Source organism: Streptomyces sp. NPDC101393 (genome assembly GCF_044767385.1).
Lineage (GTDB): Bacteria > Actinomycetota > Actinomycetes > Streptomycetales > Streptomycetaceae > Streptomyces.
Genome location: NZ_JBIWNU010000001.1, coordinates 263139 through 287556, shown reverse-complemented (window position 1 = coordinate 287556; position 24418 = coordinate 263139). Strand labels below are relative to the sequence as shown.

General features: G+C 71.3%; 26 protein-coding genes. 17 read left to right on the top strand and 9 right to left on the bottom strand.

What is annotated here, in order from left to right:
• Positions 1-74 precede the first annotated feature (74 nt).
• The 4 genes from ACIRQ7_RS01220 (at position 75) to ACIRQ7_RS01205 (ending at position 4914) form a co-directional block, all read left to right on the top strand.
• Positions 75-1085, top strand: coding sequence for an ABC transporter permease (locus tag ACIRQ7_RS01220; protein ID WP_401463244.1), 1011 nt, complete (start codon positions 75-77; stop codon positions 1083-1085).
• Positions 1082-2260 carry an ABC transporter ATP-binding protein gene (locus tag ACIRQ7_RS01215; protein ID WP_404258993.1) on the top strand — a complete coding sequence of 393 codons (1179 nt, stop codon included), beginning with the start codon at positions 1082-1084 and terminating at the stop codon, positions 2258-2260. Before ACIRQ7_RS01220 ends, ACIRQ7_RS01215 begins: the two co-directional genes overlap by 4 nt.
• Positions 2257-3405, top strand: a complete 1149-nt coding sequence (locus ACIRQ7_RS01210) for an ABC transporter ATP-binding protein (protein ID WP_404258992.1) — start codon at positions 2257-2259, stop codon at positions 3403-3405. Before ACIRQ7_RS01215 ends, ACIRQ7_RS01210 begins: the two co-directional genes overlap by 4 nt.
• 99 nt (positions 3406-3504) lie before the next feature.
• The gene (locus ACIRQ7_RS01205) at positions 3505-4914 is read left to right on the top strand and encodes a M1 family metallopeptidase (RefSeq protein ID WP_404258990.1); all 1410 of its coding nucleotides are present in this window, start codon (positions 3505-3507) and stop codon (positions 4912-4914) included.
• A 28-nt stretch (positions 4915-4942) separates the two neighbouring features.
• On the opposite strand, the gene ACIRQ7_RS01200 is transcribed toward ACIRQ7_RS01205, so the two are convergent.
• The gene (locus tag ACIRQ7_RS01200) at positions 4943-5569 is read right to left on the bottom strand and encodes a trimeric intracellular cation channel family protein (RefSeq protein WP_404258988.1); all 627 of its coding nucleotides are present in this window, start codon (positions 5567-5569) and stop codon (positions 4943-4945) included.
• A 95-nt stretch (positions 5570-5664) separates the two neighbouring features.
• Here ACIRQ7_RS01200 and ACIRQ7_RS01195 point away from each other — a divergent pair, with 95 nt between their 5' ends.
• Positions 5665-6513, top strand: coding sequence for a thioesterase family protein (locus ACIRQ7_RS01195; RefSeq protein WP_401463254.1), 849 nt, complete (start codon positions 5665-5667; stop codon positions 6511-6513).
• A gap of 24 nt (positions 6514-6537) precedes the next feature.
• Here the strand turns inward: ACIRQ7_RS01195 and ACIRQ7_RS01190 are convergent, their stop codons facing one another.
• Positions 6538-7374 carry an alpha/beta fold hydrolase gene (locus ACIRQ7_RS01190; protein WP_401463799.1) on the bottom strand — a complete coding sequence of 279 codons (837 nt, stop codon included), beginning with the start codon at positions 7372-7374 and terminating at the stop codon, positions 6538-6540.
• 229 nt (positions 7375-7603) lie between these two features.
• Here ACIRQ7_RS01190 and ACIRQ7_RS01185 point away from each other — a divergent pair, with 229 nt between their 5' ends.
• Together ACIRQ7_RS01185 and ACIRQ7_RS01180 are read left to right on the top strand one after the other, a co-directional pair.
• Entirely contained in the window at positions 7604-8773 is a 1170-nt protein-coding gene (locus tag ACIRQ7_RS01185) for a cysteine desulfurase family protein (RefSeq protein WP_404258986.1), read from the top strand.
• An 80-nt stretch (positions 8774-8853) separates the two neighbouring features.
• On the top strand, positions 8854-9633 hold the full coding sequence (locus tag ACIRQ7_RS01180; protein ID WP_404258985.1) for a GIDE domain-containing protein: 780 nt from the start codon (positions 8854-8856) through the stop codon (positions 9631-9633).
• Positions 9634-9645: 12 nt separating this feature from the next.
• Here the strand turns inward: ACIRQ7_RS01180 and ACIRQ7_RS01175 are convergent, their stop codons facing one another.
• Positions 9646-10374: an N-acetylmuramoyl-L-alanine amidase gene (locus ACIRQ7_RS01175; RefSeq protein WP_404258983.1), complete on the bottom strand. Its 729-nt coding sequence runs from the start codon at positions 10372-10374 to the stop codon at positions 9646-9648.
• A gap of 54 nt (positions 10375-10428) precedes the next feature.
• Between ACIRQ7_RS01175 and mnmA the strand changes: the two genes are divergently transcribed.
• A complete protein-coding gene (gene mnmA, locus ACIRQ7_RS01170; RefSeq protein WP_401463262.1) occupies positions 10429-11565 on the top strand; it encodes a tRNA 2-thiouridine(34) synthase MnmA in 1137 nt (378 codons plus the stop codon).
• Positions 11566-11617: 52 nt separating this feature from the next.
• Here mnmA and ACIRQ7_RS01165 read toward each other — a convergent pair whose 3' ends face one another.
• The 5 genes from ACIRQ7_RS01165 to ACIRQ7_RS01145 all read right to left on the bottom strand — a co-directional run bounded on the left by ACIRQ7_RS01165 (position 11618) and on the right by ACIRQ7_RS01145 (position 14577).
• Positions 11618-11776, bottom strand: a complete 159-nt coding sequence (locus tag ACIRQ7_RS01165) for a hypothetical protein (RefSeq protein WP_404258981.1) — start codon at positions 11774-11776, stop codon at positions 11618-11620.
• Positions 11777-11878: 102 nt separating this feature from the next.
• On the bottom strand, positions 11879-12181 hold the full coding sequence (locus ACIRQ7_RS01160) for a hypothetical protein (RefSeq protein ID WP_404258979.1): 303 nt from the start codon (positions 12179-12181) through the stop codon (positions 11879-11881).
• A 235-nt stretch (positions 12182-12416) separates the two neighbouring features.
• Positions 12417-13223 carry a hypothetical protein gene (locus ACIRQ7_RS01155; protein ID WP_404258977.1) on the bottom strand — a complete coding sequence of 269 codons (807 nt, stop codon included), beginning with the start codon at positions 13221-13223 and terminating at the stop codon, positions 12417-12419.
• Between the two features lie 287 nt (positions 13224-13510).
• Positions 13511-13765: a DUF397 domain-containing protein gene (locus ACIRQ7_RS01150; protein WP_404258975.1), complete on the bottom strand. Its 255-nt coding sequence runs from the start codon at positions 13763-13765 to the stop codon at positions 13511-13513.
• A complete protein-coding gene (locus tag ACIRQ7_RS01145) occupies positions 13762-14577 on the bottom strand; it encodes a Scr1 family TA system antitoxin-like transcriptional regulator (protein WP_404258973.1) in 816 nt (271 codons plus the stop codon). The genes ACIRQ7_RS01150 and ACIRQ7_RS01145 overlap by 4 nt, the downstream gene beginning before the upstream one ends.
• An 87-nt stretch (positions 14578-14664) precedes the next feature.
• Between ACIRQ7_RS01145 and ACIRQ7_RS01140 the strand changes: the two genes are divergently transcribed.
• From ACIRQ7_RS01140 to ACIRQ7_RS01130, 3 genes are all read left to right on the top strand, one after another.
• Positions 14665-14952 carry a hypothetical protein gene (locus ACIRQ7_RS01140; RefSeq protein WP_403666562.1) on the top strand — a complete coding sequence of 96 codons (288 nt, stop codon included), beginning with the start codon at positions 14665-14667 and terminating at the stop codon, positions 14950-14952.
• A 147-nt stretch (positions 14953-15099) separates the two neighbouring features.
• Complete coding sequence (locus ACIRQ7_RS01135) at positions 15100-15924, top strand: VC0807 family protein (RefSeq protein ID WP_404258971.1); 825 nt, start codon at positions 15100-15102, stop codon at positions 15922-15924.
• Between the two features lie 113 nt (positions 15925-16037).
• A complete protein-coding gene (locus ACIRQ7_RS01130) occupies positions 16038-16760 on the top strand; it encodes a Clp protease N-terminal domain-containing protein (RefSeq protein ID WP_404258969.1) in 723 nt (240 codons plus the stop codon).
• An 81-nt stretch (positions 16761-16841) separates the two neighbouring features.
• Here ACIRQ7_RS01130 and ACIRQ7_RS01125 read toward each other — a convergent pair whose 3' ends face one another.
• A complete protein-coding gene (locus ACIRQ7_RS01125) occupies positions 16842-17570 on the bottom strand; it encodes a hypothetical protein (RefSeq protein ID WP_404258967.1) in 729 nt (242 codons plus the stop codon).
• Between the two features lie 248 nt (positions 17571-17818).
• Here ACIRQ7_RS01125 and gdhA point away from each other — a divergent pair, with 248 nt between their 5' ends.
• The 6 genes from gdhA to ACIRQ7_RS01095 all read left to right on the top strand — a co-directional run bounded on the left by gdhA (position 17819) and on the right by ACIRQ7_RS01095 (position 24393).
• A complete protein-coding gene (gene gdhA, locus ACIRQ7_RS01120; RefSeq protein ID WP_404258966.1) occupies positions 17819-19195 on the top strand; it encodes an NADP-specific glutamate dehydrogenase in 1377 nt (458 codons plus the stop codon).
• A 489-nt stretch (positions 19196-19684) separates the two neighbouring features.
• Positions 19685-20227 (top strand): TIGR00730 family Rossman fold protein, encoded by a 543-nt coding sequence (locus tag ACIRQ7_RS01115; RefSeq protein ID WP_401463284.1) that lies wholly within the window; start codon positions 19685-19687, stop codon positions 20225-20227.
• A gap of 131 nt (positions 20228-20358) precedes the next feature.
• Positions 20359-21048 carry an SDR family oxidoreductase gene (locus ACIRQ7_RS01110; RefSeq protein ID WP_401463286.1) on the top strand — a complete coding sequence of 230 codons (690 nt, stop codon included), beginning with the start codon at positions 20359-20361 and terminating at the stop codon, positions 21046-21048.
• A gap of 69 nt (positions 21049-21117) precedes the next feature.
• On the top strand, positions 21118-21570 hold the full coding sequence (locus ACIRQ7_RS01105) for a MarR family winged helix-turn-helix transcriptional regulator (protein ID WP_404258963.1): 453 nt from the start codon (positions 21118-21120) through the stop codon (positions 21568-21570).
• A 185-nt stretch (positions 21571-21755) separates the two neighbouring features.
• Positions 21756-23189, top strand: a complete 1434-nt coding sequence (locus ACIRQ7_RS01100; protein WP_404258961.1) for an MFS transporter — start codon at positions 21756-21758, stop codon at positions 23187-23189.
• Positions 23190-23379: 190 nt separating this feature from the next.
• Positions 23380-24393, top strand: coding sequence for a methionine synthase (locus ACIRQ7_RS01095; RefSeq protein WP_404258959.1), 1014 nt, complete (start codon positions 23380-23382; stop codon positions 24391-24393).
• Positions 24394-24418: the final 25 nt, after the last annotated feature.

The following is a 24418-nucleotide window of genomic DNA, read 5'->3' as shown; positions in this document are numbered from 1 at the left end:
GCACCTTGAAAGGCAGGTGAAGGCACCGGGTCCGGCGGGCGCACCCCGCCCGCCGGACCCGGCGCCGCACGGCTGTGGCTGCGTACATCATCCGACGCGTGTTCGCCGCGGTACTGCTGCTGTTGGTGGTCAGCGCAGTCACGTTCGCGATCTTCTTTCTCGTGCCGCGACTGGGCGGACAGACGACTGATTCGCTGGCCGCCCAGTACATCGGCAAAAACCCCGACGCGGCCTCCATCGCCGCGGTCAAAAAGAACCTGGGCCTGGACCAGCCCCTCTATCTTCAGTACTGGCATTTCATCAAGGGCATTGTGGTCGGCGCGAATTACAATTTCGGCCCCAACCCCTCGGTGTGCAACGCCCCGTGCTTCGGCTATTCCTTCAAGACCCATGTCGAGGTCTGGCCGGAAATCGTCCAGAGAGTTCCGGTGACCTTCTCCCTCGCGGTCGGCGCGGCGGTCATCTGGGTCATCTCCGGTGTCGCCACGGGCGTGGTGTCCGCGCTCCGCCCCGGTTCGTTCTTCGACCGACTGGCAATGGGCATCGCCCTGGCCGGGGTCTCGCTGCCGATGTTCTTCACCGGCCTGGTCTCGCTGGCCCTGTTCAGCTTCAACTGGCCGATCTGGACGAATCTGCATTTCGTCCCCTTCGGTGAGAGTCCCGGCCAATGGGCCTGGAACCTGGTACTCCCGTGGTGTTCGCTGGCCTTCCTGTATTCCGCGCTCTACGCACGGCTGACCAGGGCCGGAATGCTGGAGACGATGGGCGAGGACTACATCCGTACCGCGCGCGCCAAGGGCCTGCGGGAGCGGACCGTCGTCGTCAAGCACGGTCTGCGCTCCGCGCTCACCCCGCTGATCACCATCTTCGGTATGGACTTCGCGCTGCTTCTGGGCGGCGCCGTCATCACCGAACGGGTCTTCTCCTTCCAGGGGATGGGCGCCTACGCCATTGAGGGCGTCACCCGCAGCGACCTGCCCATCGTCATGGGCGTGACGCTGGTCGCCGCCTTCTTCATCGTTCTGTGCAATCTGCTGGTGGACCTGGTGTACGCCGCGATCGACCCCCGCGTGAGGCTGTCATGACCGAGCCGAACAAACCGCCCACGTCCGAGCCGGCACCGGAGGGCGCGGACCGGGACGCCCCGGCCGCGTCCGCCGCCGCCCCGGCCGCGACGGCCGAGGCCCCGGCCGCGACGGCCGAGGCCCCCGTCGCGCAGGAGCACGAACCGCCCGCCGCGGACAGCTTCCTCTCCGTCCGCGACCTCAAGATCCACTTCGATACCGACGACGGCCTGGTGAAGTCCGTCAACGGCGTCAGCTTCGACCTCCAGGCCGGAGAGACGCTGGGCATCGTCGGCGAGTCCGGCTCGGGCAAGTCCGTCACCTCGCTCGGCATCATGGGGCTGCACCGCTCCCACCGGGCCCGGATCTCGGGGGAGGTGTACCTGGAGGGCGAGGAGCTGATCGGTGCGGACCCGGAGCGGGTGCGCAGGCTCCGCGGCCGCAAGATGGCCATGATCTTCCAGGACCCGCTGTCGGCACTGCACCCGTACTACACCGTCGGCGCGCAGATCTCCGAGGCGTACCGGGTCCACAACCAGGCCGACCGGAAGACGGCGCGCAAGCGGTCGGTGGAGATGCTCGACCGGGTCGGCATTCCCGAGCCCGGCAAGCGCTTCGGCGACTATCCGCACCAGTTCTCCGGCGGCATGCGCCAGCGCGCCATGATCGCGATGGCGCTGGTCAACAACCCCGAGCTGCTGATCGCCGACGAGCCGACCACCGCGCTCGACGTCACCGTCCAGGCGCAGATCCTGGACCTGATCCGCGATCTGCAGAAGGAGTTCGGCTCCGCCGTCATCATCATCACCCACGACCTCGGAGTGGTCGCCGAACTCGCCGACCGGCTCCTGGTGATGTACGCCGGCCGGTGTGTGGAGAGGGGCCCCGCGGAGAAGGTGTTCTCCAGTCCCCAGCACCCCTACACCTGGGGCCTGCTCGGATCCATGCCGCGGATCGACCGTGACCAGACCGACCGGCTGATCCCGGTCAAGGGCTCGCCGCCCAGCCTGATCAACGTGCCGTCCGGCTGTGCCTTCAATCCCCGTTGCCCGTACGCGGACGTCCCCAAGGACAACGTCACCCGCACGGTGCGCCCCGAACTGCGGCAGGTCGTGGGCGGGCATTACTCCGCCTGCCACATGTCGCAGGAGGAGCGGGAGCGTATCTGGACCGAAGAGATTGCGCCGAAGCTGTGACCGAGACGACTGACGACGAGAGCAAGAAGATCCCGCTCCAGAAGAAGTCCGCGGACGGGGGCGCGCCGGACAGCCACCGGCGGAACTCCGCGCAGGACTCCGACGCCGAGCCGCTGCTGCGGGTCCGCGGTCTGGTCCGGCACTTCCCGATCACCAAGGGCCTGCTCAAGCGGAAGGCCGGGGCGGTGCAGGCGGTCGACGGCATCGATTTCGACGTCCGCCCCGGCGAGACGCTCGGCGTGGTCGGCGAGTCCGGCTGCGGCAAGTCGACGATGGGCCGGCTGATCACCCGGCTCGACGAACCGACCGGCGGCTCCATCGAGTTCGAGGGCCGGGACATCACCCACCTGTCCGCGGGCCGGATGCGGCCGATGCGCCGCGACGTCCAGATGATCTTCCAGGATCCGTACGGTTCGCTGAACCCGCGGCACACCATCGGCGGCATCATCGGCACCCCCTTCCGCCTCCAGGGCGTCGAGCCCGAGGGCGGCGTCAAGAAGGAGGTGCAGCGGCTGCTGGAGCTGGTGGGCCTGAGCCCCGAGCACTACAACCGCTATCCGCACGAATTCTCCGGCGGCCAGCGCCAACGCATCGGTATCGCGCGGGCGTTGGCGCTCAAGCCGAAGCTGGTGGTCGCCGACGAGCCGGTCTCGGCCCTAGATGTCTCCATCCAGGCGCAGGTCGTCAACCTCATGGACGACCTCCAGCAGGAGCTGGGCCTGACCTACGTCATCATCGCCCACGACCTCTCGGTCATCCGGCACGTCTCGGACCGGATCGCGGTCATGTACCTCGGAAAGATCGTGGAGTTGAGCGACCGTAAGTCGCTCTACGAGTCGCCGATGCATCCGTACACCAAGGCGCTGATGTCCGCGGTGCCGGTGCCCGATCCCAAGCGGCGGACCGAGCGGGACCGGATCCTGCTCAAGGGCGATGTGCCCTCGCCGATCAACCCGCCCTCCGGCTGCCGGTTCCGTACCCGCTGCTGGAAGGCGACCGAGGTGTGCTCGACCACGGAACCGCCGCTCGTCGCGCTGCGCAGCGGCCACCAGGTGGCCTGCCACCACCCGGAGAACACCCCGGACCGGGGCGCGGAGCCGCCGGCCGAGCCGGGTCCCGTGAAAGAGGCACCAACTGATCACTAATTCCTGAGGAGTTGGCAAAGTCCCGGGAAACACGGGGCGGGAGAGCGCAGAGTCGGCGCGGTTGTGCAGTCTTCATCCGTGTGTTCGAAGGGACGGCTCATGGCACTCTCCCGCTTCGCGCGTGGCACCTCCCGCTGGCTCGCGCTCGCCACGGCGGTGGCATCGGCCGCCACCATCGCCGCGGCACCGGGCGCCTCGCCGGGCGCCCCCGGCGCCGGTGACCCGTACTTCCCCCAGCTGGGCAACGGCGGCTTCGACGCCCTGCACTACGACCTCGGCGTGAGCTACGACCCCGACAGCGGCCGTCTCACCGGCCGCACGACCCTGACCGCCAGGGCCACCGCCAGCCTCTCCTCCTTCGATCTCGATCTGCACAAGCTGACGGTCGACTCGGTCCGGGTCAACGGCCGCCGGGCGCACTTCGGCAGATCCGGCGACGAGATACGCATCCGCCCCGACTCCCGCTTGCGGCGTGGCCGGACGTTCACCGTCACCGTCTCCTACGGCGGCGTTCCCAAGCCGCTGAGCGGCCCGATCGTCTTCGGCTCCGACTACGGCTGGATGAAGACCAAGGACGGCGTCTTCGTCGCCTGCGAGCCGAACGCCGCCTCGACGTGGTTCCCCTCCAGCGACCACCCCGGTGACAAGGCGACGTACGACATCCGCATCGACGCCCCCAAGGGCCTGACCGGCGTCTCCAACGGCCGGCTCGTCAGCTCCGGCGAGGCGCACGGCCGCTCCTACGCCCACTGGCGGGAGAAGCGCCCGATGGCGACGTACCTCGCCACCGCCACCATCGGGAAGTTCGACGTCCGTACGGGCACCACGCCCGGCGGCACGCCCGTCTACGTCGCCACCGACCCGACCCTCCCCACCGGCAAGGTCGACGTCTACGGCATCACGTCCGAGGCCACCGACTACTGGTCGAAGGTCTTCGGCCCCTACCCCTTCGAGGAGACCGGGGCGATCGTCGACGACATGCCGCAGGCGGGTTTCTCGCTGGAGGTGCAGTCCAAGCCGGTCTACTCCGCGGTGCGCAGCGAGACGACCATCGTCCACGAGCTGGCTCACCAGTGGTTCGGCGACTCGGTCTCGGTCAAGCAGTGGAAGGACATCTGGCTCAACGAGGGCTTCGCCAGTTACGCGCAGTGGCTGTGGGCCGAGCACCGCGGCACCCAGAGCGCCCACGACGCGTTCCGTGAGGAGTACGACGCGCTGCCCGCCGGGGACGACTTCTGGAAGGTGAAGGTCGCCGACCCCCAGCGGGACACCATGTTCTCCGGGGCGGTCTACGAGCGGGGCGCGATGACGCTCCAGGTGCTGCGCGAGCGGATCGGCGACAAGGCGTTCTTCAAGCTGCTGCCCGCCTGGACGGCGCAGCACCGCTACGGCAACGCGCGGACCTCGCAGTTCATCGCGCTGGCCGAGAAGATCTCCGGGCAGCAGCTGGACGATCTCTTCGACGCCTGGCTGAGGACCGGCAGCAAGCCGGCCCTGCCGGGCGCGTAAAAGGCCCCGGCCCCGGCGCGGGACGCGGTCAGTCCGCGTCCCGCCTGCTGCGCAGCTGCTGCGGGCGCGGCAGATGCAGCCCGAGGTAGACGGCCCCCATCCGCAGCGCGAACACCACCCCCGCCGAGATCGCCGCGGCGGGGGTGGCCCCGAAGCCGAGCGAGTACAGCGCGAGATAGCAGCAGGCGCCGGCCAGCGCGGCGATCGCGTAGACGTCCTCGCGCAGCAGCAGCGGGGGGAATTCCCCGCACAGCACATCGCGGATGACCTCGCCGGCCACTCCCGTGAGCACCGCGAGGATGATCACGGCGAGCGGGGTGGCGCCCGCGTCGATGGCGGCGCGGGCCCCGATGACCGTGACGACGGAGAGCCCGACGGCGTCGACCACCAGTAGCGATTTGTGCGGCAGCACCCAGAACCGCAGGTAGATCATGGTGCCGACCCCGACGCAGATGATCAGCGTCAGCAGCACCCAGTCGTGGGTCCAGTACAGCGGCTCGCGGTTCAGGATGAGATCGCGCAGCGTGCCGCCGGAGATGGAGGCGGCGAAGGCGAGCACGAGGCCGCCGAACGGGTCCATGTTGGCCCGGTATGCGGCCAGCACCCCGCTCGCCGCGAAGGCGGCGACGCCGACCAGGTAGAGGACGTGAAGCATGGCGACATGATGGCAGGCGCGGTATCCGGCGGTCCGCTTGCGGCCAGGGAAATTGACACTACCGGTCGGTAACCATCCGGTGTAGCGTGCACGCCATGGCACAGGCGACCATAGGTAACAGCGAGTTCGACCGTGACACGGCGGTCACCCGTCGGGCCGAGGGCGTCTACGACGCACACCTCTCCGCGGGCTGGACGATCATCCGCGCCGTCAACGGCGGCTATCTGCTCGCCCTCATGGGCCGCGCCCTGGGCGACGCCCTGCCGCACCCGGACCCGCTCTCGATCACCGCGCACTACCTCCGCGCCTCGGTGCCCGGCCCCGCCGTCATCCGCACCGAAGTGGTCCGCACCGGCCGCACGATGTCCACCGGCACCGCCTCCCTCATCCAGTTCGCCGAGGACGGCACCGAGGTCGAGCGGCTGCGCGTGCTCGCCTCCTACGGCGACCTCGACGCGCTGCCCGAGGACGTCCGCACCACCGCCAAGCCGCCGGCCATCCCGCCGATCGAGCACTGCCTGGGCACCGACAGTGCGCCCGACGACGCACCCGCCATCCCCGGCAGCACCGCCATCGCCGACCGGCTCGCCATCCGCCTGGACCCGGCCACCGCGGGCTGGGCGGTCGGCGCGCCCTCCGGCAAGGGCGAGATGCGCGCCTGGTTCGGCCTCGCCGACGGCCGCGAGCCCGACCCGCTCTCCCTCCTGCTGACCGTCGACGCCCTCCCGCCGACCGCCTTCGACATGGGCCTGACCGGCTGGGTCCCCACCGTCGAACTCACCACCCACGTGCGCCGCCGCCCGGCCCCCGGCCCGCTCCGCGTCGCCATCACCACCCGCAATCTGGCCGGCGGCTTCCTGGAGGAGGACGCCGAGATCTGGGACTCCGAGGACCATCTGGTCGCCCAGTCCCGGCAGTTGGCCCGCGCCCTGCTGGAGGGATGAGGGCCGCGCCCCTCGGCGCGCTCCTCACCCGAAGAACCGCTCCAGCTCCGCCGTCAGCAGCTCCGGCGCGTCCTCCTGCACGAGATGCCCGGCATCCTCGATGAGGCGGAGCTCGGCGCCCGGGATGGCGGCGGCCAGCTCGCGCCCCTTGGCGGCCGGGATCCAGCTGTCGTGCGTGCCCCAGCAGACCAGCGTGGGCACGGCGATCTCGCCGTAGCGCCCCTGGATGTCGTCGGTGAACCGCTGGTCGTTCTGCTCGATCTGCCGGTAGAACGCCGCCTGCCCCTCCTCGGTGGTCCACGGGGCGACCAGCCGGTCGAGGACCTCCGCGGAGAGCCCCTGCCGGCTGCCGTTGGTGATGAACTCCCGCACCAGCGCCCGGTGCAGATGCGGCTGGAGCTGCGCGAAGACCTCGGGATGCGCGTGCATCAGCCGGTAGGTCGGTGAGCCCCACGGCGCCAGCGCCACCGCGTCGACGAGCGCCAGCCGGTCGTAGCGCACGCCGTGCACCAGATGCGCCCGCAGCGCCACGCACCCGCCGAAGTCGTGCGCGACGACGGCCGGTTCGGTCAGCCCCCAGTGCGCCAGCAGCTCGCCGAACACGACGGCCTGGGAGTCGAGGGTGACGTCCTGTCCCGCGTGCTTCTCCGAGGCGCCGTACCCCGGCATGTCCCACACGAAGACCCGGCGGCGCTCGGCGAGGGCGCGGGCCACGGTGCGCCAGGCGTACGACGAGAACGGCGTGCCGTGCAGCAGGACGACCGGCGGGGCGTCGCCGGCCGCCGCGTCCTCGCCGAGCACGGCCCAGCGCACCTCCCCCGCCTGACTGCGGAACGTGCGGTCCAGATGCCACGGCGTCATGAGCGTCTCGGTCCTCTGCGTCTGTGTCATGAGTGTCAGGCTAGTGACTCCTTACATGGGTGTCGAGAGGCCGGACGGCATCGTGCGCCGGCGCGACGAAGAGGGCAGGTCCCCTCACCCAACGGGCAGCGGGAAACGGGCCGGTCACGGCAGGTGGACGCGGGCCGCACCCGCGCGCCGGACACGCGCCCCCACGGCCCGCGGCGGCTGCTCGTAGAATCGGCGCACCATGGTTTACCTCGACCACGCCGCCACCACTCCGATGCTTCCGGAGGCGGTCCAGGCGATGAACGCCCAGCTGACCGTCACCGGCAATGCCTCCTCCCTGCATGCCGCCGGACGGCGGGCCCGTCGTGCCGTGGAGGAGGCGCGGGAATCCCTCGCCGTCTCGCTCGGCGCCCGCCCCAGCGAAGTCGTCTTCACCGCGGGCGGCACCGAGGCCGACAACCTCGCGGTCAAGGGCCTGTACTGGTCCCGCCGCGACGCCGACCCCGCCCGCACCCGCGTCCTCGCCAGCCCCGTCGAGCACCACGCCGTCCTGGACGCCGTGGAATGGCTCGCCGAGCACGAAGGCGCGCACGTCGAATGGCTGCCGGTCGACAGCTACGGCCGGGTGCCCGCCGACGCGCTGCGCGAGGCGATCGCCCGCAACCCCGCCGACGTCGCGCTCGCCACCGTCATGTGGGCCAACAACGAGATCGGCACCCTCCAGCCGGTGCACGAACTCGCACGGGCGGCAGCGGAGTTCGAGGTCCCGCTGCACGCGGACGCGGTCCAGGCCTTCGGACAGCTGGACGTCGACTTCGCAGCCTCCGGACTCGCCGCGATGACGGTCTCCGCCCACAAGATCGGCGGCCCCTACGGCATCGGCGCACTGCTGCTGGGCCGCGAACACACCCCGGTGCCCGTGCTGCACGGCGGCGGCCAGGAACGGCACGTCCGCTCCGGCACCCTCGACACCCCCGCCATCGCCGCGTTCGCCGCCGCCGGACGGCACGCCGTCGCGCACCGCGAGGACTTCGCCCGCGACATCGGCGCGCTGCGCGACGACCTGATCAAGGCGGTCCGCGCCGCCGCACCGGACGCCGTCCTCGGCGGCGACCCCGACCCCGCCGGCCGGCTCCCCGCCAACGCCCACTTCTCCTTCCCCGGCTGCGAGGGCGACTCCCTGCTCCTCCTCCTGGACGCCCAGGGCATCGAGTGCTCCACGGGCTCCGCCTGCACCGCCGGTGTCGCCCAGCCCAGCCACGTCCTGCTGGCCACCGGCATGGCCCAGGACCTGGCCCGGGGCACCCTGCGCTTCTCCCTGGGCCACACCTCCACCGCCGCGGACGTCGCGGCCCTCGCGGACGCCATCGGCCCGGTGGTCGAGCGGGCCCGCAGCGCGGGACTGAGCTGACGGCGCGCCCGGCCCGGGACCCGGCAGCCGGCCTCGGGTAGGGTCGCGGCGCCGAGCGGGCCGCACCACGAGGAGATGCCGTGATCTGGACAGGTCTGATCGCTTTGGTCGTGGCGGTGGCCTGCGGGTGGCTGGCCCGCCACTCCAACAACCGCGCCCAGGTGATGGAGCGCACCGAGACCCTGCCCGTGGCGGAGCTGCGGGCACTGCACTCGGCAGCCACCCAGGCCGCGGGCGACGGCGTCTTCCGCTACCGCTGCGAGATCGTCGGCCGGGCACTCCCGCACAAGGACGGCGCGCTCCGCTCACAGCTCGGCGGCCTGGAGTGCGTCTGGCACCAGCACAAGATCACGCGGCGGTACGAGGAGACGTACCGCGACGGCCGCGGCAGCCGCAAGCGCCGTACCAGCAACGAAGTGGTCTCCCGGCACACCAGCAGCACGGCGTTCTTCGTGGAGGACGCCACCGGCAAGATGGTGATCCACCCCGGTGAGCACCCCGTCACCGGCGCGGAGAAGACCGTCGACCGCTTCGACCCGCACACCTCGTCCGGCGGCAAACGCCTCCAGATCGGCCCGATCGGCCTCGACCTGGGCGGCGGCGACGGAACCATCGGCTACCGGCACGAGGAGTGGATAGTGCGCCCCGGCAGCCGCTTCTACGTCAACGGCGAAGCCGGCGACGGCAACGGCAGGCTGGCGATCGGCGCCCCCGCCGAGGGCGGCGTCTTCGTCATGTCGCCCAAGTCGGAGGAGGAGCTGCTGCGCGGCGAGAACCGCAACGTCATGCTCTTCGGCAGCGGCGCGGGCGTCCTCGCCCTGACCGGGATCGTCCTCCTGGTCCTCGGCATCATCCGCTGAGCCCCCACCGGCCTACGGGCCCGGCTTCTCCTTCTTCTCCGCGCGCCGCATCTCCGCCCGTATGAGCTTCAGATAGCGGTCCCAGTCCCAGTGCGGCCCGGGATCGGTGTGGTCGGCGCCCGGCACCTCCGTGTGCCCGATGATGTGCTCCCGGTCGGCCGGGAAGCCGTACCGCCGGCAGATCCCGGCCGTCAGCCGCGCCGACGACGCGTACATCGCGGCCGTGAAGGACTCCGGGCGGTCCACGAACCCCTCGTGCTCGATGCCGATGCTGCGCTCGTTGTAGGAGCGGTTCGCCGCATGGAAGGCCACGTCCAGTTCGCGCACCGTCTGCGCCACGTGTCCGTCCTTGCGCAGCACGTAATGCGCGGCGGCGGCGTGTCCCGGATCCTTAAAGACCCGCAGCGCGTCCCCGAAGCTCCCCTGCACGACGTGTATGACCACCCGGTCGATTCCGTAGTCGGCCGGCCGGTCCGCGCGCCGCCAGTTCTCCGGGGACGCCGCGACCCACGCGGCGCCCCGGTAGTCGACCGCGCCCGGCGTGCGCGGCTTGTCATGGCCCGGGACCCGCCACCACCAGCGCGCCAGATCCTCCCGCGCACCGAGCGCGGCCGCCCCGGCGGCCAGCACCCCGCCGCCCCCGATCCACAGCGCCCGACGCCGCGTGACACCGCCCCCGGAGCCCTTGTCCGCGCTCCCGGAGCCCTGCTCCTGCCCGCCTTCTCGGCCGCTCTTCCCCATGCGCTGCATAACGCTTTCGGGACTGTCGGTGGTTCCGTCTACCCTGGGGTGGTTATGACTGATGCTCCCCGCCGCCTCCGCGTGCTCGCCGCCATGTCCGGCGGTGTCGACTCCGCCGTCGCCGCCGCCCGCGCCGCCGAGGCCGGCCATGACGTGACCGGTGTGCACCTCGCCCTCTCCGAGAATCCGAAGTCGTTCCGTACGGGCGCCCGCGGCTGCTGCACCATCGAGGATTCGCACGACGCGCGCCGTGCCGCCGACGTCATCGGCATCCCCTTCTACGTCTGGGACCTCGCCGAGCGCTTCCGCGAGGACGTCGTCGACGACTTCATCGCGGAGTACGAAGCCGGCCGCACCCCCAACCCCTGCCTGCGCTGCAACGAAAAGATCAAGTTCGCCGCGCTGCTCGACAAGGCCCTCGCCCTCGGCTTCGACGCCGTCTGCACCGGCCACTACGCCACCGTGGTGCTGCGCGAGGACGGCTCCCGCGAGCTGCACCGCGCCTCCGACATGGCCAAGGACCAGTCCTACGTCCTCGGCGTGCTGGACGACCGCCAGCTGGCGCACGCGATGTTCCCGCTCGGCGACACCCTCACCACCAAGCCCGAGATCCGCGAAGAGGCAGCCCGCCGCGGCCTGTTCGTCGCCAAGAAGCCCGACAGCCACGACATCTGCTTCATCGCCGACGGCGACACCCAGGGCTTCCTCGCCAAGCGGCTGGGCACCGCCGAGGGCGACATCGTCGACGAGTCCGGCACCCGACTCGGCTCCCACGACGGCGCGTACGGCTTCACCATCGGCCAGCGCAAGGGCCTGCGCATCGGCCATCCGGCGGCCGACGGCAAGCCGCGCTACGTCCTCGACATCTCCCCGGTGGACAACACCGTCACCGTCGGCCCCGTCGAATCCCTCGACGTCACGGCCCTGACGGCCATCCGCCCCCGCTGGTGCGGCCGCCCGCCGGCCCCGGGCCGCGCGACCTACACCGCCCAGCTCCGCGCCCACGGCGGCGAGACGGAGGTGACGGCCGAGGTCATCGACGACACCGAACTCCAGGTGACCTTCACCGAACCGGTCCGCGGCGTGGCCCCCGGCCAGGCGATCGTCCTCTACGACGACACCCGGGTCGTCGGCTCGGCGACGATCGCGACGACGGAGCGCAGGGCGCGGGCGGAGGCCCCTGCCGGCTGACGCCGCCGTTCGTACGGATCGGCCGAGGGCCGGCCGGCGGGGCTCGGTCGGTTCAGAAGGGGAAAATCCGCGTCAGCAGGACGCTGTGCTCCTCGGTCTTGATCAAATATTCGGCGATTCCACCGCCATCGGGGAGGGGAACTGTCCGCCAGGCTCCGCCTTGGAGAGCGGGCTCGCTGCTGTCCAGCCACGGGTCCTCGGCGATGGCCACGGTGAGGGCGACGATCTTCGAGAAGAGTTCGACGGGGAGCGCTGGATCGGCGAGCGTTTCTGCTACGGCGGTGGAAGGCTCGACCGGCCAGAGATCTCCGCGTCACTCACCCGGCATCTCCCCGCCGTTCGCACGGCGGCGGCGCGAGATCTCTTCCCAGGTCGTAGTCGGCAGAGTGCCCGCTTCGGCAGCTGCGACGAGCTGTTCACGTGACGGGTCGGATTCGAGCATGGCTTGCCCCCACCAGGTGGCGATGGCGTGCTCAAGCTCGGGCCCGGCCTCTGCTTCCCCGATGGCCCGGTAGAACTCCATGCGCCGGCTGCCGCTCAACGCGTCGGCGATCCCATTGATCGTCCGAGGGACCCTCGGCGTCGGGTCGTGCGGGTGTAGCGGCTGTGCGCTCATGTGCCCCTCCCGGGCTTTCCTGGCTGCCGCGTTCACAGTACGCCGGGGCGGTAGCGGGTGGTTCAGGGTCGGGCCGGCGGTGAGATCGGCTGTGCCTTCCTCCTGCCCGTCCGGAGGTGGTGGAGACGTCATGGGCCGACTCATCTCAGCGAGTGCGGAACTCATTTTCTGTCCTTTCAGGTTACGGCGTTCAGTGCGGGTAGGGACGGCGGTGACGGGGCGAGGTGCCGCCCCTTCAGGCGGCTCTTCGTGCTGTGGCCGAGCCGCTGCGGCAGTCGCGGCAGAGGCCGGGGGAGGGGCTCCGGAAGGCGCGGTCGCAGCCGTCGCAGTTCCGGAGCGGGACGGCGGCGGGCCGGTCGGGCGCCGCATCCGGCAGGAGGCCCGTACGGGCCGGTGGCCGCAGGACGGCCAGGCGATGGGCGAGCAGGCGGGCCGGGCGGCGGGTGAGGCGCGCGGGGAGGTTGCCGGTGAGCGCGGCGCTGATCTCCTGCGGGGAAACCCCCCGGTCGAGCCACTCGGTGACCGCCGGCGCGAGCCCGCCGATCTCCCGCTCGGAGAGCAGCAGCCGCCGGTCACGCTCCGGGAGCGCGGCGAGCAGGGCCACGGCTTGTGGAGCCGTGGGGGCGGGTGCGTCGTCCGCGGTGCCGGGTTCGGATTCCGGCTCCGGTTCGGGGCTGCCGGTGGGGGCCGGGGAGGCGCCCGGCAGGTCGTACGCGAAGGTGCGCGTCACGATCCGGCCGTGCGGCCCGCGCTCGACCCGGCGCTCCAGCCAGCCCTCGGCCTCCAGCTCGCGTAACGCCCGCGCGATGGCGATCTTGCCTTCGGTGAAGTGCGTACACAGCGCGCCGATGGTGATCGGTGCGCCATCGGGGAGCGAGAGGACGTACGCCGCGACCCCGACCGTGATCGCGCTACCGGCGCGCTGTGCAAGGCGGTTGGCGAGGACGGTGAAGCGGGAGGTCTGTCGCGTACGGATGTGGATGACGCCACCGGCGCCGCGCGGGGACGCGGACGAGGGCGCGCTAGACTGCGCTGAAGTCATGGGGAAGGGTTCTTCTTCCTGGTGATCAGGCCCTCGGACCGGGATTGCCGTCCCGCCGGGGGCCGTTCTGTGTCCTGTTGTGGCGCGCCGATCGGTTGTGCGACGTCGACGCCGAACTGCGGCGAGCGTAACCGCATTCCGGACGGATTCGCCTCCAAGTCACCCGATGGGGTGATGAGTTGGGGGGCGGTAGGTGGGTGGGAGTTCTCCGCCCCGGTCCTTTGGTGATCGTCCGACGCGCCGCCGGACGGTGGGGCGGAACCTGGCGCCGCCCCACCGGTATCCGCTCAGACGGCTTCCGGCGCGACCTGCGCATACGCGACGAAGGACGCCCAGGAGGCGGGAGCGACGGCCAGGGACGGCAGCGAGATGTCCTTGGAGTCGCGGATGTGGACGGTGTGCGGGCAGGCGGCAACCTCGACGCAGGCCTCGCCCTGGCCGCCGCTGTAGCTCGACTTCCGCCAAGCGACCGCTATTTCGACGCAGGATTCGTCCTGTCCGCCGCTGTAGCTGCTCTTGAACCATGCCAGTTCGGTGTTCATGCCTCTCCTACCAGCAGACGCTGAATGAGGCCGCGCGACGCCTCGGCGTCGAGGGCTTGGGATCGAATTGTGCCGTAGCGGTGGCTCATCGCGCTGATGTCGTCCGGCTTTGTGAGGAAGTAGCTGCCCTGTTGGCCCTCCACGTAACCGACGGTGTGGTGCTTCGGCGTCTCCAGCAGCGTCATCGGGCCATCCATGCCCGCATGCGTCTCCCGGCTGAGCGGCATGATCTGGAGCTGGAGATTGTGCAGCCCGGAGAGCTTGAGCAGGTTGTGCAACTCGCCCTCCCAGACGGCCTGTCCGCCCATCCTCCGGGACAGCACGGGCTCCTCCAGGACGAAGGTCATGCGGCAGGCCGGTTTGCGGGTGAGCAGCTTCTGTGTTGCCAGGCGGGCCTGGACGGAGCGCTCGATCTCGTCGTCCTCCATGCTCGGCCGTACGCACCGGAAGACCGCCCGCGCATACTCCTCCGTCTGTAAGAGGCCGTGCAGGAAGTGGGTGGAGTAGGAGTGCAGCGCCAACGCCTCCGCCTGCAGTTTCACGTACTCCTCGGCCCACGCCGGATGGTGTTTCTCCGCCACCTCCTCGATGAGTACGAGGAGCACGCCGCCCGCGCCGAGCGCCGCGTCCACCGCCTCGACGTATCCCGGCTTGGGTGGCCGTTCGCCGCGTTCGACCATCGCGATGAAGGATTCGGAGTACGGGACGAGCGCGCTGAGTTCGCGGCGCGTCATCCCGTGCCGTTCGCGCAGGAAACGGGACTGTTTCCCGAAGATCCTGAGGCTGGTGGGTGGTTCGTTGTTCTGGGGCATCGCACACCTCGCACAGTTGCGGAGTGGTAGCGCACAGTAGGCGCCGTTCTGTGGCCAGGCTAGACGCGGGCGGGAAGGCTTGTCCGCATGACGAACGAACCACCACGATCCGAACCTTCCGCCCCTCGTATGCGGTTGCTGCCATGGAGTACTCCCGATGACCGCCCCTGTTTTCTGCTCACCGACGGTGAGGGCGGCATGGTGTCCGATCTCGCCGACAGCATCGAGTCGATGCAGCTGGACATCGGCGAGGAACTGCTGCGTCATGCGCGGGCGATGCACGCCGATCCGAAGGTTCCGGACCGCGAGTTCCGCTTCCTCTCGCGCCGGCTGGCCGAGGCCCTGAGTGACGCGCTGCGGGTGGCCCGGAACTGACGGCCCCCGGGGCCGGCGGCCGCCGGGACCTGACAAATGTCATGGGGATCCCGGGACGTACGCGACTGTTGCGGGCCGGGGGTGTGCCGGAGGCTGGGTGTGTGGAAGAAAGACGCAGTCCAGCGTCCCAACTCGGGGGAGTCCGCCGTGAGTCAGAGCAAGGCCAAGGCCCGCAATCCGCTCCTGGAGGGCCTTCTGCCGCTGATCGTGGACGTCGGCGTCCCGCTGGCGTCGTACTACCTCCTCAGCGGCGCCTTCGGGCTGAGCGAGGTGGCCGCGCTGGGGTGGAGCAGCGTCGTGCCCGCGCTGCGTACGGTCTGGGGGCCGGCCAGGGGCCGCGGGGTGAACGGCCTGGCGCTGGTCATGCTCGTCGTCAATGGCGTGGGGCTGGGGCTCAGTGCCGTGGCCGGTGACCCGCGGCTGATGCTGGCCAAGGACAGCGGGGTGAGCAGCGTCGTCGCGATCTCGATCCTGCTCTCCCTGAGGACGGGGCGGCCGCTGATGTCCGCGGGGCTCAAGCCGTGGGTGACGAAGGGGACCGGGGCCGGGGCGGCTGCCTGGGACCGGCTCTCGGCCGGGTCAAAACCCTTCCGGCGGGCCGAGCGGAGGTTCACGGCGATATGGGGGAGCACGCTGGTGGCCGAGTGCGTGCTGAAGGTGATCGGCGCGTACACCCTGCCGGTGGCCACGATGGTCTGGCTGGGCACGGTGCTGACGGTGGTGGCCATTCTGGTGGTGATGGTGGTCGCCGGGGGGAGTTGCGCCGAGCCGATGCAGAAGCTGGTCAACGCCGAGGTCGCTGCCATGGGGGCCTCGGGGGGCGCCTCCGAGGCCCTCGCCGAGGGCGCCTCCGGGGTGGCCTCGGCGGTGCCGGGCGCGGGCGGTGTGCGCCGGGACGCAGTGGAGAGGGGCGGGGCTGACGCGCCCGCCAGGCCCGCTGGAGTCGGGGCCTCGTCGTCGAACCGGTCGTGACGGCAGCCGAGGAGATGATCGTCAACGCATGGTTGACGAGGGAAGGTGCGTCAACTTATGGTTGACGCATGGCGAATCCTGGAAATTCCGAAAGTCCGGCGGACCCCGTCCGCATGACGCATCCCGTCCGGCTCGACGACCTGATCGCGGCCATCAAGAAGGTGCACCCCGAGGCTCATCTCGACCAGCTGTCGGACGCGGTCCTCGCCGCCGACCATCTCGGTGAGGTGGCCGACCACCTGATCGGCCACTTCGTGGACCAAGCGCGGCGCGCGGGCGCCTCCTGGACCGAGATCGGGCGCAGCATGGGGGTCACCAAGCAGGCGGCCCAGAAGCGGTTCGTGCCGAAGGCCGGGGAGTCCTCGGACCTCGACCCCGGCCAGGGGTTCGGTCGCTTCACTCCACGGGCGCGGAGCATCGTGGTGACCTCGCAGAACGAGGCCCGCGAGAGGGGCCACGCCGAAATCGGCCCCGAGCACCTGGTGTTGGGGCTGCTGGGCGAGCCGGAAGGGCTCGGCGCCCGTGCGCTCGTCGCGCAGGGCGTGTCACCGGAGGCCGTGCGGCGCGCCGTCACCGGGTCCCTGCCCGAGGCGTCCGGTGAGCTGCCCGCGCTGATCCCGTTCGACGCGCGGGCGCGCAAGGCGCTGGAGCTGACCTTCCGCGAGGCGCTGCGGATGGGGCACAACTACGTCGGCACCGAGCACGTCCTCCTCGCGCTGCTGGAGCTGGAGGACGGCGCGGGCCTCCTCACGAGCCTGGGCGTGGACAAGGCCGCCGCCGAGGCCTGGGTCGCCGAGGCGGTGGACCGGGCAGCCGCGGCCGTCAAGGAGGGCTGAGGCGGAGTCGCGCGCGGACCTCTCGCCCACCCGGGCAACCGAGTGGGCGAGAGGTCCGTGGCCGTTGGCGGGGGCGCGTGATCAGCCGGCGGAGCCGCCGCGCATGGCCTTGCGCAGGTCCCGCGCCTGCCGGGCGAGCGCGTCGAGGTCGACCTTCGCGGGGGAGGCGGCGGGCTCGCCCACGGGGATCACGTCACCGACCGAGGTGCTGTCGGCCCATACGCACAGACCGATATGGTCCCCGCCGGCCGTGACGACGCCGCAGCGCAGCAGGCTGCCGGGTGCGCCGGGGTCTTTGAGGGCGAAGTCCTTCGGCTCCTTGGACATGGTGTTGGGGGCGAACGCGTCCTTCACCCGCTGGGCGGGGTCGGACACGCTGCCGGCGCCGGTGTGCACCGCCAGCGGGCCGGCGCTGCCGCCCGTCGGGACGTAGACGGAGTCGGTCTGCGTCAGGCCCTTGAGCTCCGGGTAGTCCGCGGCGTCGCGCTTGGCCGCCGGATACATCCGCGCGGTGGCTTCCTTGTCGTAACGAAGCGCGCCCGAGGCCGACTTGACGCTCGCGGGTGTACTCAGTCCGCCCGAGGCCGCGCTGTCCGCCTTGTCCCCGAGCTGCGACCAGGCCAGGTAGCCCGCGCCGGCAAGCAGGGCGACGGCGACCGCGACCGCGGCCAGGATCAGGCCGGAGCGGCGCTTCGGGGGAGCGGGCGGCTGCGGGGAGAAGCCGCCTCCGTAGGCGGGCAGTCCGTTGGGCGGGATCTGGCCGTGCGGCGATGCCGGGCCGGGCGGCGGCGCCTGCGGAGCGTGCGGCATCGGGGGTGTCTGCGGTGTCTGCGGCGGGCGCGGCGGCTGCTGGGTCACGGTTCCGGGCCTTACATGATCGATTCCAGGGAGCGGCTCATCCTGCCGTACTTCATGAACATGCCACAGCTTCGGGGTGCGGGGGCCGGGGCAAGTAGGGTCGGCGCAGCGACGGGACGAGTCAGGCCGCTGCGTCCGCGATTTCTTCCGGAATCCGGACCGTGGGCGGCTTTTCATCGGTCACGAAGGGAACGGAAGTCATGTCGACTGTTCAGTCTGAGGTCAAGCCCGGGGTCCATTCGGCCGGGCCGGCATCCCTGCACGCGGAGCTGGTCCGGCGGAATCCCGGGGAGCCGGAATTCCACCAGGCGGCCCTGGAGGTACTGGAAACGCTGGCCCCGGCGCTGGCCGCACGTCCGGAATTCGCCGAGGCGAAGATCCTGGAGCGGCTCTGCGAACCGGAACGGCAGATCATGTTCCGGGTGCCCTGGCAGGACGACTCCGGGGCGATTCACGTCAATCGCGGCTTCCGGGTGGAATTCAACAGCGCGCTCGGCCCGTACAAGGGCGGCCTGCGATTCCACTCGTCCGTCAACCTCGGAATTGTGAAGTTCCTGGGCTTCGAGCAGATCTTCAAGAATTCCCTGACCGGCCTGAACATCGGCGGCGGCAAGGGCGGCAGCGACTTCGACCCGCACGGCAGGTCGGACGCCGAGGTCATGCGGTTCTGCCAGTCGTTCATGACCGAACTCCACCGCCATCTGGGCGAGCACACCGACGTACCGGCCGGTGACATCGGCGTCGGCGGCCGTGAGATCGGCTTCCTCTTCGGACAGTACCGGCGGATCACCAACCGCTGGGAGGCCGGCGTGCTGACCGGCAAGGGCCTCGAATGGGGCGGCTCCAAGGCCCGTACGGAGGCCACCGGCTACGGCAACGTCCTGTTCACCGAGGAGATGCTCAAGCGGCGCGGCGAGGAGCTCGACGGCCAGCAGGTCGTGGTCTCCGGTTCCGGCAATGTCGCGATCTACACGATCGAGAAGGCCCAGGCACTCGGCGCCAACGTGCTGACCTGCTCGGACTCCGGCGGCTACGTCGTCGACGAGAAGGGCATCGACCTGCCCCTCCTGAAGCAGGTCAAGGAGGTCGAGCGCGGCCGCCTCACGGAGTACGCCGCGCGGCGCGGGGCGTCCGCCACGTACGTGCCCGGTGGGCGGGTGTGGGACGTCGCGTGCGATGTGGCACTGCCGTCGGCGACGCAGAACGAGCTGGACGCGGACGCCGCCCGGACCCTCATCCGCAACGGCGTCAAGGCGGTCTCCGAGGGCGCCAACATGCCGACCACCCCGGAGGCGGTGACGCTCCTGAAGGAGGCCGGCGTGGCCTTCGGCCCGGGGAAGGCCGCCAACGCGGGCGGTGTCGCGACCAGCGCGCTGGAGATGCGGCAGAACTCCGCGCGGGAGGCATGGGCCTTCGAGCGTACGGAGGGCGAACTCGCCACGATCATGCGCGGGATCCACGACACCTGCTACGAGACCGCCGAACGGTTCGGCCTGCCGGGCGACTACGTCGCGGGCGCCAACATCGCCGGCTTCGAACGGGTCGCGGACGCGATGCTGGACCAGGGCCTGATCTGAGCGGCGGGGCGCGGGGCGCTGATGGATGGGGGTCTGATCTGGCGCCGGGGCGCGGGGGGTTGCCGTGTCGGGGCTTGTCCTGAGCCCGGTGCGGCTCTGCTCCCACAGTCGGCGCTGAGCCTGGTGTGGCTGTCCCCGCACCCCGGCTTTCCGGCTCCGAGCCCGGTGCGGCTGATCGCGCACCAGCGCGGTGTGGCTGCCCGCGCGCCGGGTTCCGAGCGCGGTGCGGTTGTCCCCGTCGCCCGGCTCGGAGTCGCGTGAGACTGCCCCCCCACCCCCGAACCCACCCCCCGCCCCCTCCCCCGAAGGGGGAGAGGGGGGAGGGGCCGGGGGCGCCAGAGCGTGCCGCCCATCGCCCTCCCCCCCCGCTCCCGTGGGTCCCTCCCGAGCCGGATGCCGGTCCCCGCTTCCGCGTGGCCTCCCCGGCCGGGATGCCGGTCCCGGAACTCGCGGGCCGGGATGTCAGTCCCGGCTCGTACAGTGAGGCGCATGAACATCTGTGTCTTCTGCTCCGCCGCCGACCTCGACGACCGCTATGTCACGCCCGCCCGCCAGTTCGCCGAGCTGATCGGCAAGGGCGGGCACGCACTGGTCTGGGGCGGTTCGGACACCGGCCTGATGAAGGTCATGGCCGACGGCGTGCAGGGGGCCGGCGGGAAGCTGATCGGCGTCTCCGTGGAGTTCCTTGCGCACAAGGTGCGTGCGGGCGCCGACGAGATGCTCGTCACCGCGGACCTGGCCGAGCGGAAGGCGCAGCTGCTGGCGCGGGCCGACGCCATCGTCATCATGGTCGGCGGTACGGGCACCCTGGACGAGGCGACCGAGATCCTGGAGCTGCGCAAGCACGGGCTGCACACCAAGCCGGTGGTGCTGCTGAACACCGCCGGTTTCTACGACGGGTTGAAGGAGCAGTTCCAGCGGATGGAGTCGGAGGGCTTCCTGCCGATTCCGCTCACCGAGCTGGTCTTCTTCGCCGAGGACGGTGTGGGCGCCCTCGCCTACCTGGAGGAGAAGGCGGGCGTGCAGGGCTGAGCTGCCTGCCCGCCCCGCCTGGTGCCCGCCGTGCCCCTGCCCGGCCTTGCGCCCGTCCTCGTGCCTGTCCTCCCGGGCCCGGCTGTCAGCCGCCCGGTCGTGCCCGGTAACGCCTGGTTAGGATCGGTCTCATGGGTACCCACTTGATCACAGGCGCAGGGTCCGGCATCGGAGCGGCGGTCGCGCGGCGGCTCGCGGAGCGCGGGGAGGACCTGTGGCTGCTGGCACGGGACGCCGTACGCGCGAAGGAGTTGGCCGCGCAGTTCCCGGGCGCCCGCACCCTGGTGGGCGATCTCGCGAACCCGGAGAAGCTCTCCTGGGGCTTCGGCAAGCAGCCGCTGCCGGAGCGTATCGACTCCCTCCAGCACATCGCGGGCGTCATCGAACTGGGCGCGGTCGGTGACCTGCCGGCCAAGGCGTGGCAGCGGCAGCTCGCCGCCAACCTCGTCTCGCCGGCCGAGATCACCCGGCTGCTGCTGCCGCTGGTGCGCGTCTCCCAGGGGCACATCGTCTTCGTCAACTCCGGTGCGGGGCTGCACGCCCACGCCGAATGGGGCGCGTACGCCGCGAGCAAGCACGGCCTGAAGGCGCTCGCCGACTCGCTGCGGGCGGAGGAGCACGGCAACGGCGTCCGCGTGACGTCGGTCTATCCGGGCCGTACGGCCACGCCCATGCAGGAGAGCACGCACCGCCAGGAGGGCAAGGAGTACGACCCGTCGCGCTGGATCGACCCGGAGTCGGTGGCCACGGCCATCCTCACCGCCATCGACCTGCCGCGGGACGCGGAGATCAACGACGTTTCGGTGCGGCCGGGCCGCTGAGCCGCTGCCCGAGCCCGGCGCCGTCCCGTCTCCCCGCTCGGTTCCGCCGGGGCGACGTACGCTGCAAGGGTGACCACTGAAGTGAAGTCGACCGCGGCGGCGGGGTGCGGGTTCCGGGAGATCCGGGGGCTCGTCACCGAACTGAGCCGTCGGCTGGACGCCCATCAGCGTGAACGGATCGCCGAGCTGGAGCTGACGCCGACGCAGGCGAAGGCGCTGGAGGAGCTCGGCGAGCCGAAGACGGCGCGGGAGCTGGCCGGAGTGCTGTGCTGCGAGCCGCCGAACGTCACGTACGTCATCTCCAAACTGGAGAAGCAGGGCATGGTGGAGCGGCAGCCGCACCCGTTGGACGGGCGGGCCAAGCAGCTCGTACTGACCGAGGCGGGGCGGGAGTTGCGGCTCGATCTGCTGAGCCGGATGGGCACCGCTTCGCCGCTCGACCACCTTTCGCACGCCGAGCGGGCGGCGTTGCGCGATGACCTGCTGAAGGCGCTGGGGCGGGGCGGCACCCCGGAGGGCTGACCTCCCGCAGGCTGCCGCACCGCCGGACGGCAGCCGTGCCGCATGCCGAGCCGTGCCGCATACCGAGCCGTGCCGCATGCCGTTCGTGAAAGGCCCCGGGGTGTCCCGGGGCCTTTCGTATGGGTTCAGTAAAGTTATAGCTGTAATCATTGCCGACGGAGATAGGTACAGCTTTAACTAATGCCATGATCACTAAGACGGCGGCGCCACGGGTGCCGGAGCGCGGAACACGGCAGGCACGGATACCGGCGCAGCTCCCGGAGGCGCCGCGCCCCGCGGCCCGCGGCGGGGTCCAACTCCTGGTGCTGGCCCTCGGGTTCGTGATGGCGAGCCTGGACACCGGCATCATGAACGTCGCCTCCCACGACCTGCGCGCCCGGCTCGGTCTGACCATGTCCGGCCTCACCTGGGTCGTCGACGGCTACGTCCTCGCCTTCGCCGCGCTCCTGCTGCTGGCCGGTGCGCTCGCCCAACGCTTCGGTGCCCGCCGGATCTACCTCATCGGCCTGGCCGTCTTCACCGCGGCGTCCCTGCTGGGCGCCGCCGCGCCGAACGGCACCGCCCTGGTGGCGGCCCGCTTCGCCCAAGGGGCGGGCGCGGCCCTCTTCATGCCCAGCTCGCTCTCCCTGCTGATGAACGCCTTCCCCGAACCGGCCCGCCGGGCGAAGATCCTCGGCATCTGGTCGGCGATCGTCTCCACGTCCGTGGGGCTCGCGCCGACCATCGGCGGCCTCCTGGTCGGCACTCTGGGCTGGCGCAGCATCTTCCTCGTCAACCTCCCCATCGGGATCGCCGGGCTGCTGCTCACCCGGCGGGTCATCGAGGCCGTCCCGGGGCGCCGCTCCGCGGTCGGCGGCAGCGGTCACGTCCTGGGCCTGCTCGCCCTCGGATCGCTCAGCTACGCGCTCATCGAGGGCCCCGCCGAGGGCTGGGGCGCGCCCCGGGTGCTGGCCGCGCTCGTCGTCACACTGCTCGCCGCGGCCGGATTCGTCGTACGCGAGCGGGCCGCCCACACGCCGGTCCTGCCGGTCGCGCTCTTCGCGGACAGTAGCTTCTCCGCGGCCAACATGGTCGGCTTTCTCTTCAACTTCGCCTTCTACGGGGCGCTGTTCGTGCTCGGGCTCTTCCTCCAGACGGCGCGCGGTGCGAGCCCGGTGACGGCGGGGCTGCAGATGCTGCCGGCCGTCCTGGTCATCCCGTTCGGCAATGTGCTCTACGCCCGCATCGGGCAGCGCATCGGCAACCGGACGGCCCTCGCCGCCTCGCTGGCGCTCTCCGCCACCGGCTACCTCGTGCTCTTCCTGCTCCTCGGGCCCGGCCTGCCGTACTGGGCGATCGCGGCGATCCTCGCCCTCGCCAACCTCGGCAGCGGCATCAGCTCCCCGGCGATGACCGGGGTCCTGATGGCGGCCGCCGGGCGTGCGCACGCCGACATCGGCAGCGCCACGCTGAACGCCAACCGCCAGATCGGCTCGCTGGTGGGGATCGCCGGCATGGGCGCGGTGCTCGCGGGTACGGGCGGCGGCTATCAGGGCGCGGGGCACGCCTTCGCACTGACGGCGGGCGCCCTGGCCGTCGCCGCGGTGGTGGCGTGGCTGGGCGTACGCACCCGGCGGTGAGCTCCCGCTTCCGCACCTCCACCGGGGCCGTCCCCGCGCCCGCCCGGCGGACCGCTTCCGCGCCCGCCCGGCGGGTCGGCTCCGTGCCCGCCCGGCGGACCGCTTCCGCGCCCGCCCCGGCGGATCGGCTCCGCGCCCGCCCGTCGGACCGCTTCCGCACCCGCCCCGGCCTGCCGCATACCCTTCCCGGGTGAGCGAGAACAGCACGCAGAAGTGGGCCGCGGGCGCGGCGACCGGTATCGGGTCGATGCCGGGCGGTGACGCGCGGGAAGCGGCGAAGACGGTGACCGGGTCGGTGGAGGGCTTCCCGTATCTGCCGGAACTGCCGGCCCGGGGGCCCGGGGCCGACATGATCGGGCGGACCATCGGGATGCTCGTCGAGGTGTACGCCCATGTGGAGCCCAGCGGTTGGCGGATCAGTGACCGGCCGGGCCGGGACACCCGCCGGGCCCGTTCCTGGCTCGGTGAAGACCTGGACGCCCTGGAGGAGTTCACCCAGGGCTACGAGGGGCCGCTGAAGGTCTCGGCCGTCGGCCCGTGGACGCTGGCCGCCTCCCTGGAGCTGCGCAACGGCGAGGCCGCCCTCAGTGACCCGGGTGCCTGCCGGGATCTCGCGGCATCGCTGGCGGAGGGGCTGCGCGGCCATCTCGCGGACGTGCGGCGGCGGATGCCGGGCGCGCAGGTCGTGCTGCAGCTGGACGAGCCGTCGCTGACGTCGGTGCTGCAGGGGCGGGTGAGGTCGGCGAGCGGCTACCGCACGCACCGCGCGGTGGACCGGGTGGTCGTCGAAGGCGCGCTGCGTGATCTTGTCGGGGTGGCGGACGGCGGTCCCGTCGTCGTGCATTCGTGCGCGCCCGAGGTGCCGTTCGGGCTGCTGCGGCGGTCCGGTGTCGCGGGCGTTTCGTTCGATTTCTCGCTGCTCACCGAGCGTGAGGAGGAGGCGATCGGCGAGGCCGTCGAAGGCGGTACGACCCTGTTCGTCGGCACGGTGCCGGGTGTGGACGGCCCATTGTCAGACCCTGCCGGTAGCGTCATGGGTGTCAGGACGCTGTGGCGCAGGCTGGGGCTGACACCGGGGTCTCTCGCGGAGTCCGTGGTCGTCACCCCGTCATGCGGGCTGGCGGGCGCTTCGCCCGCATATGCCCGCTCGGCCCTCGCTCATTGTGTCCGGGCGGCGAGGTCGCTCGCAGACAACCCTGAGTGACGGCACTCAAGGACAACGGGAGGAC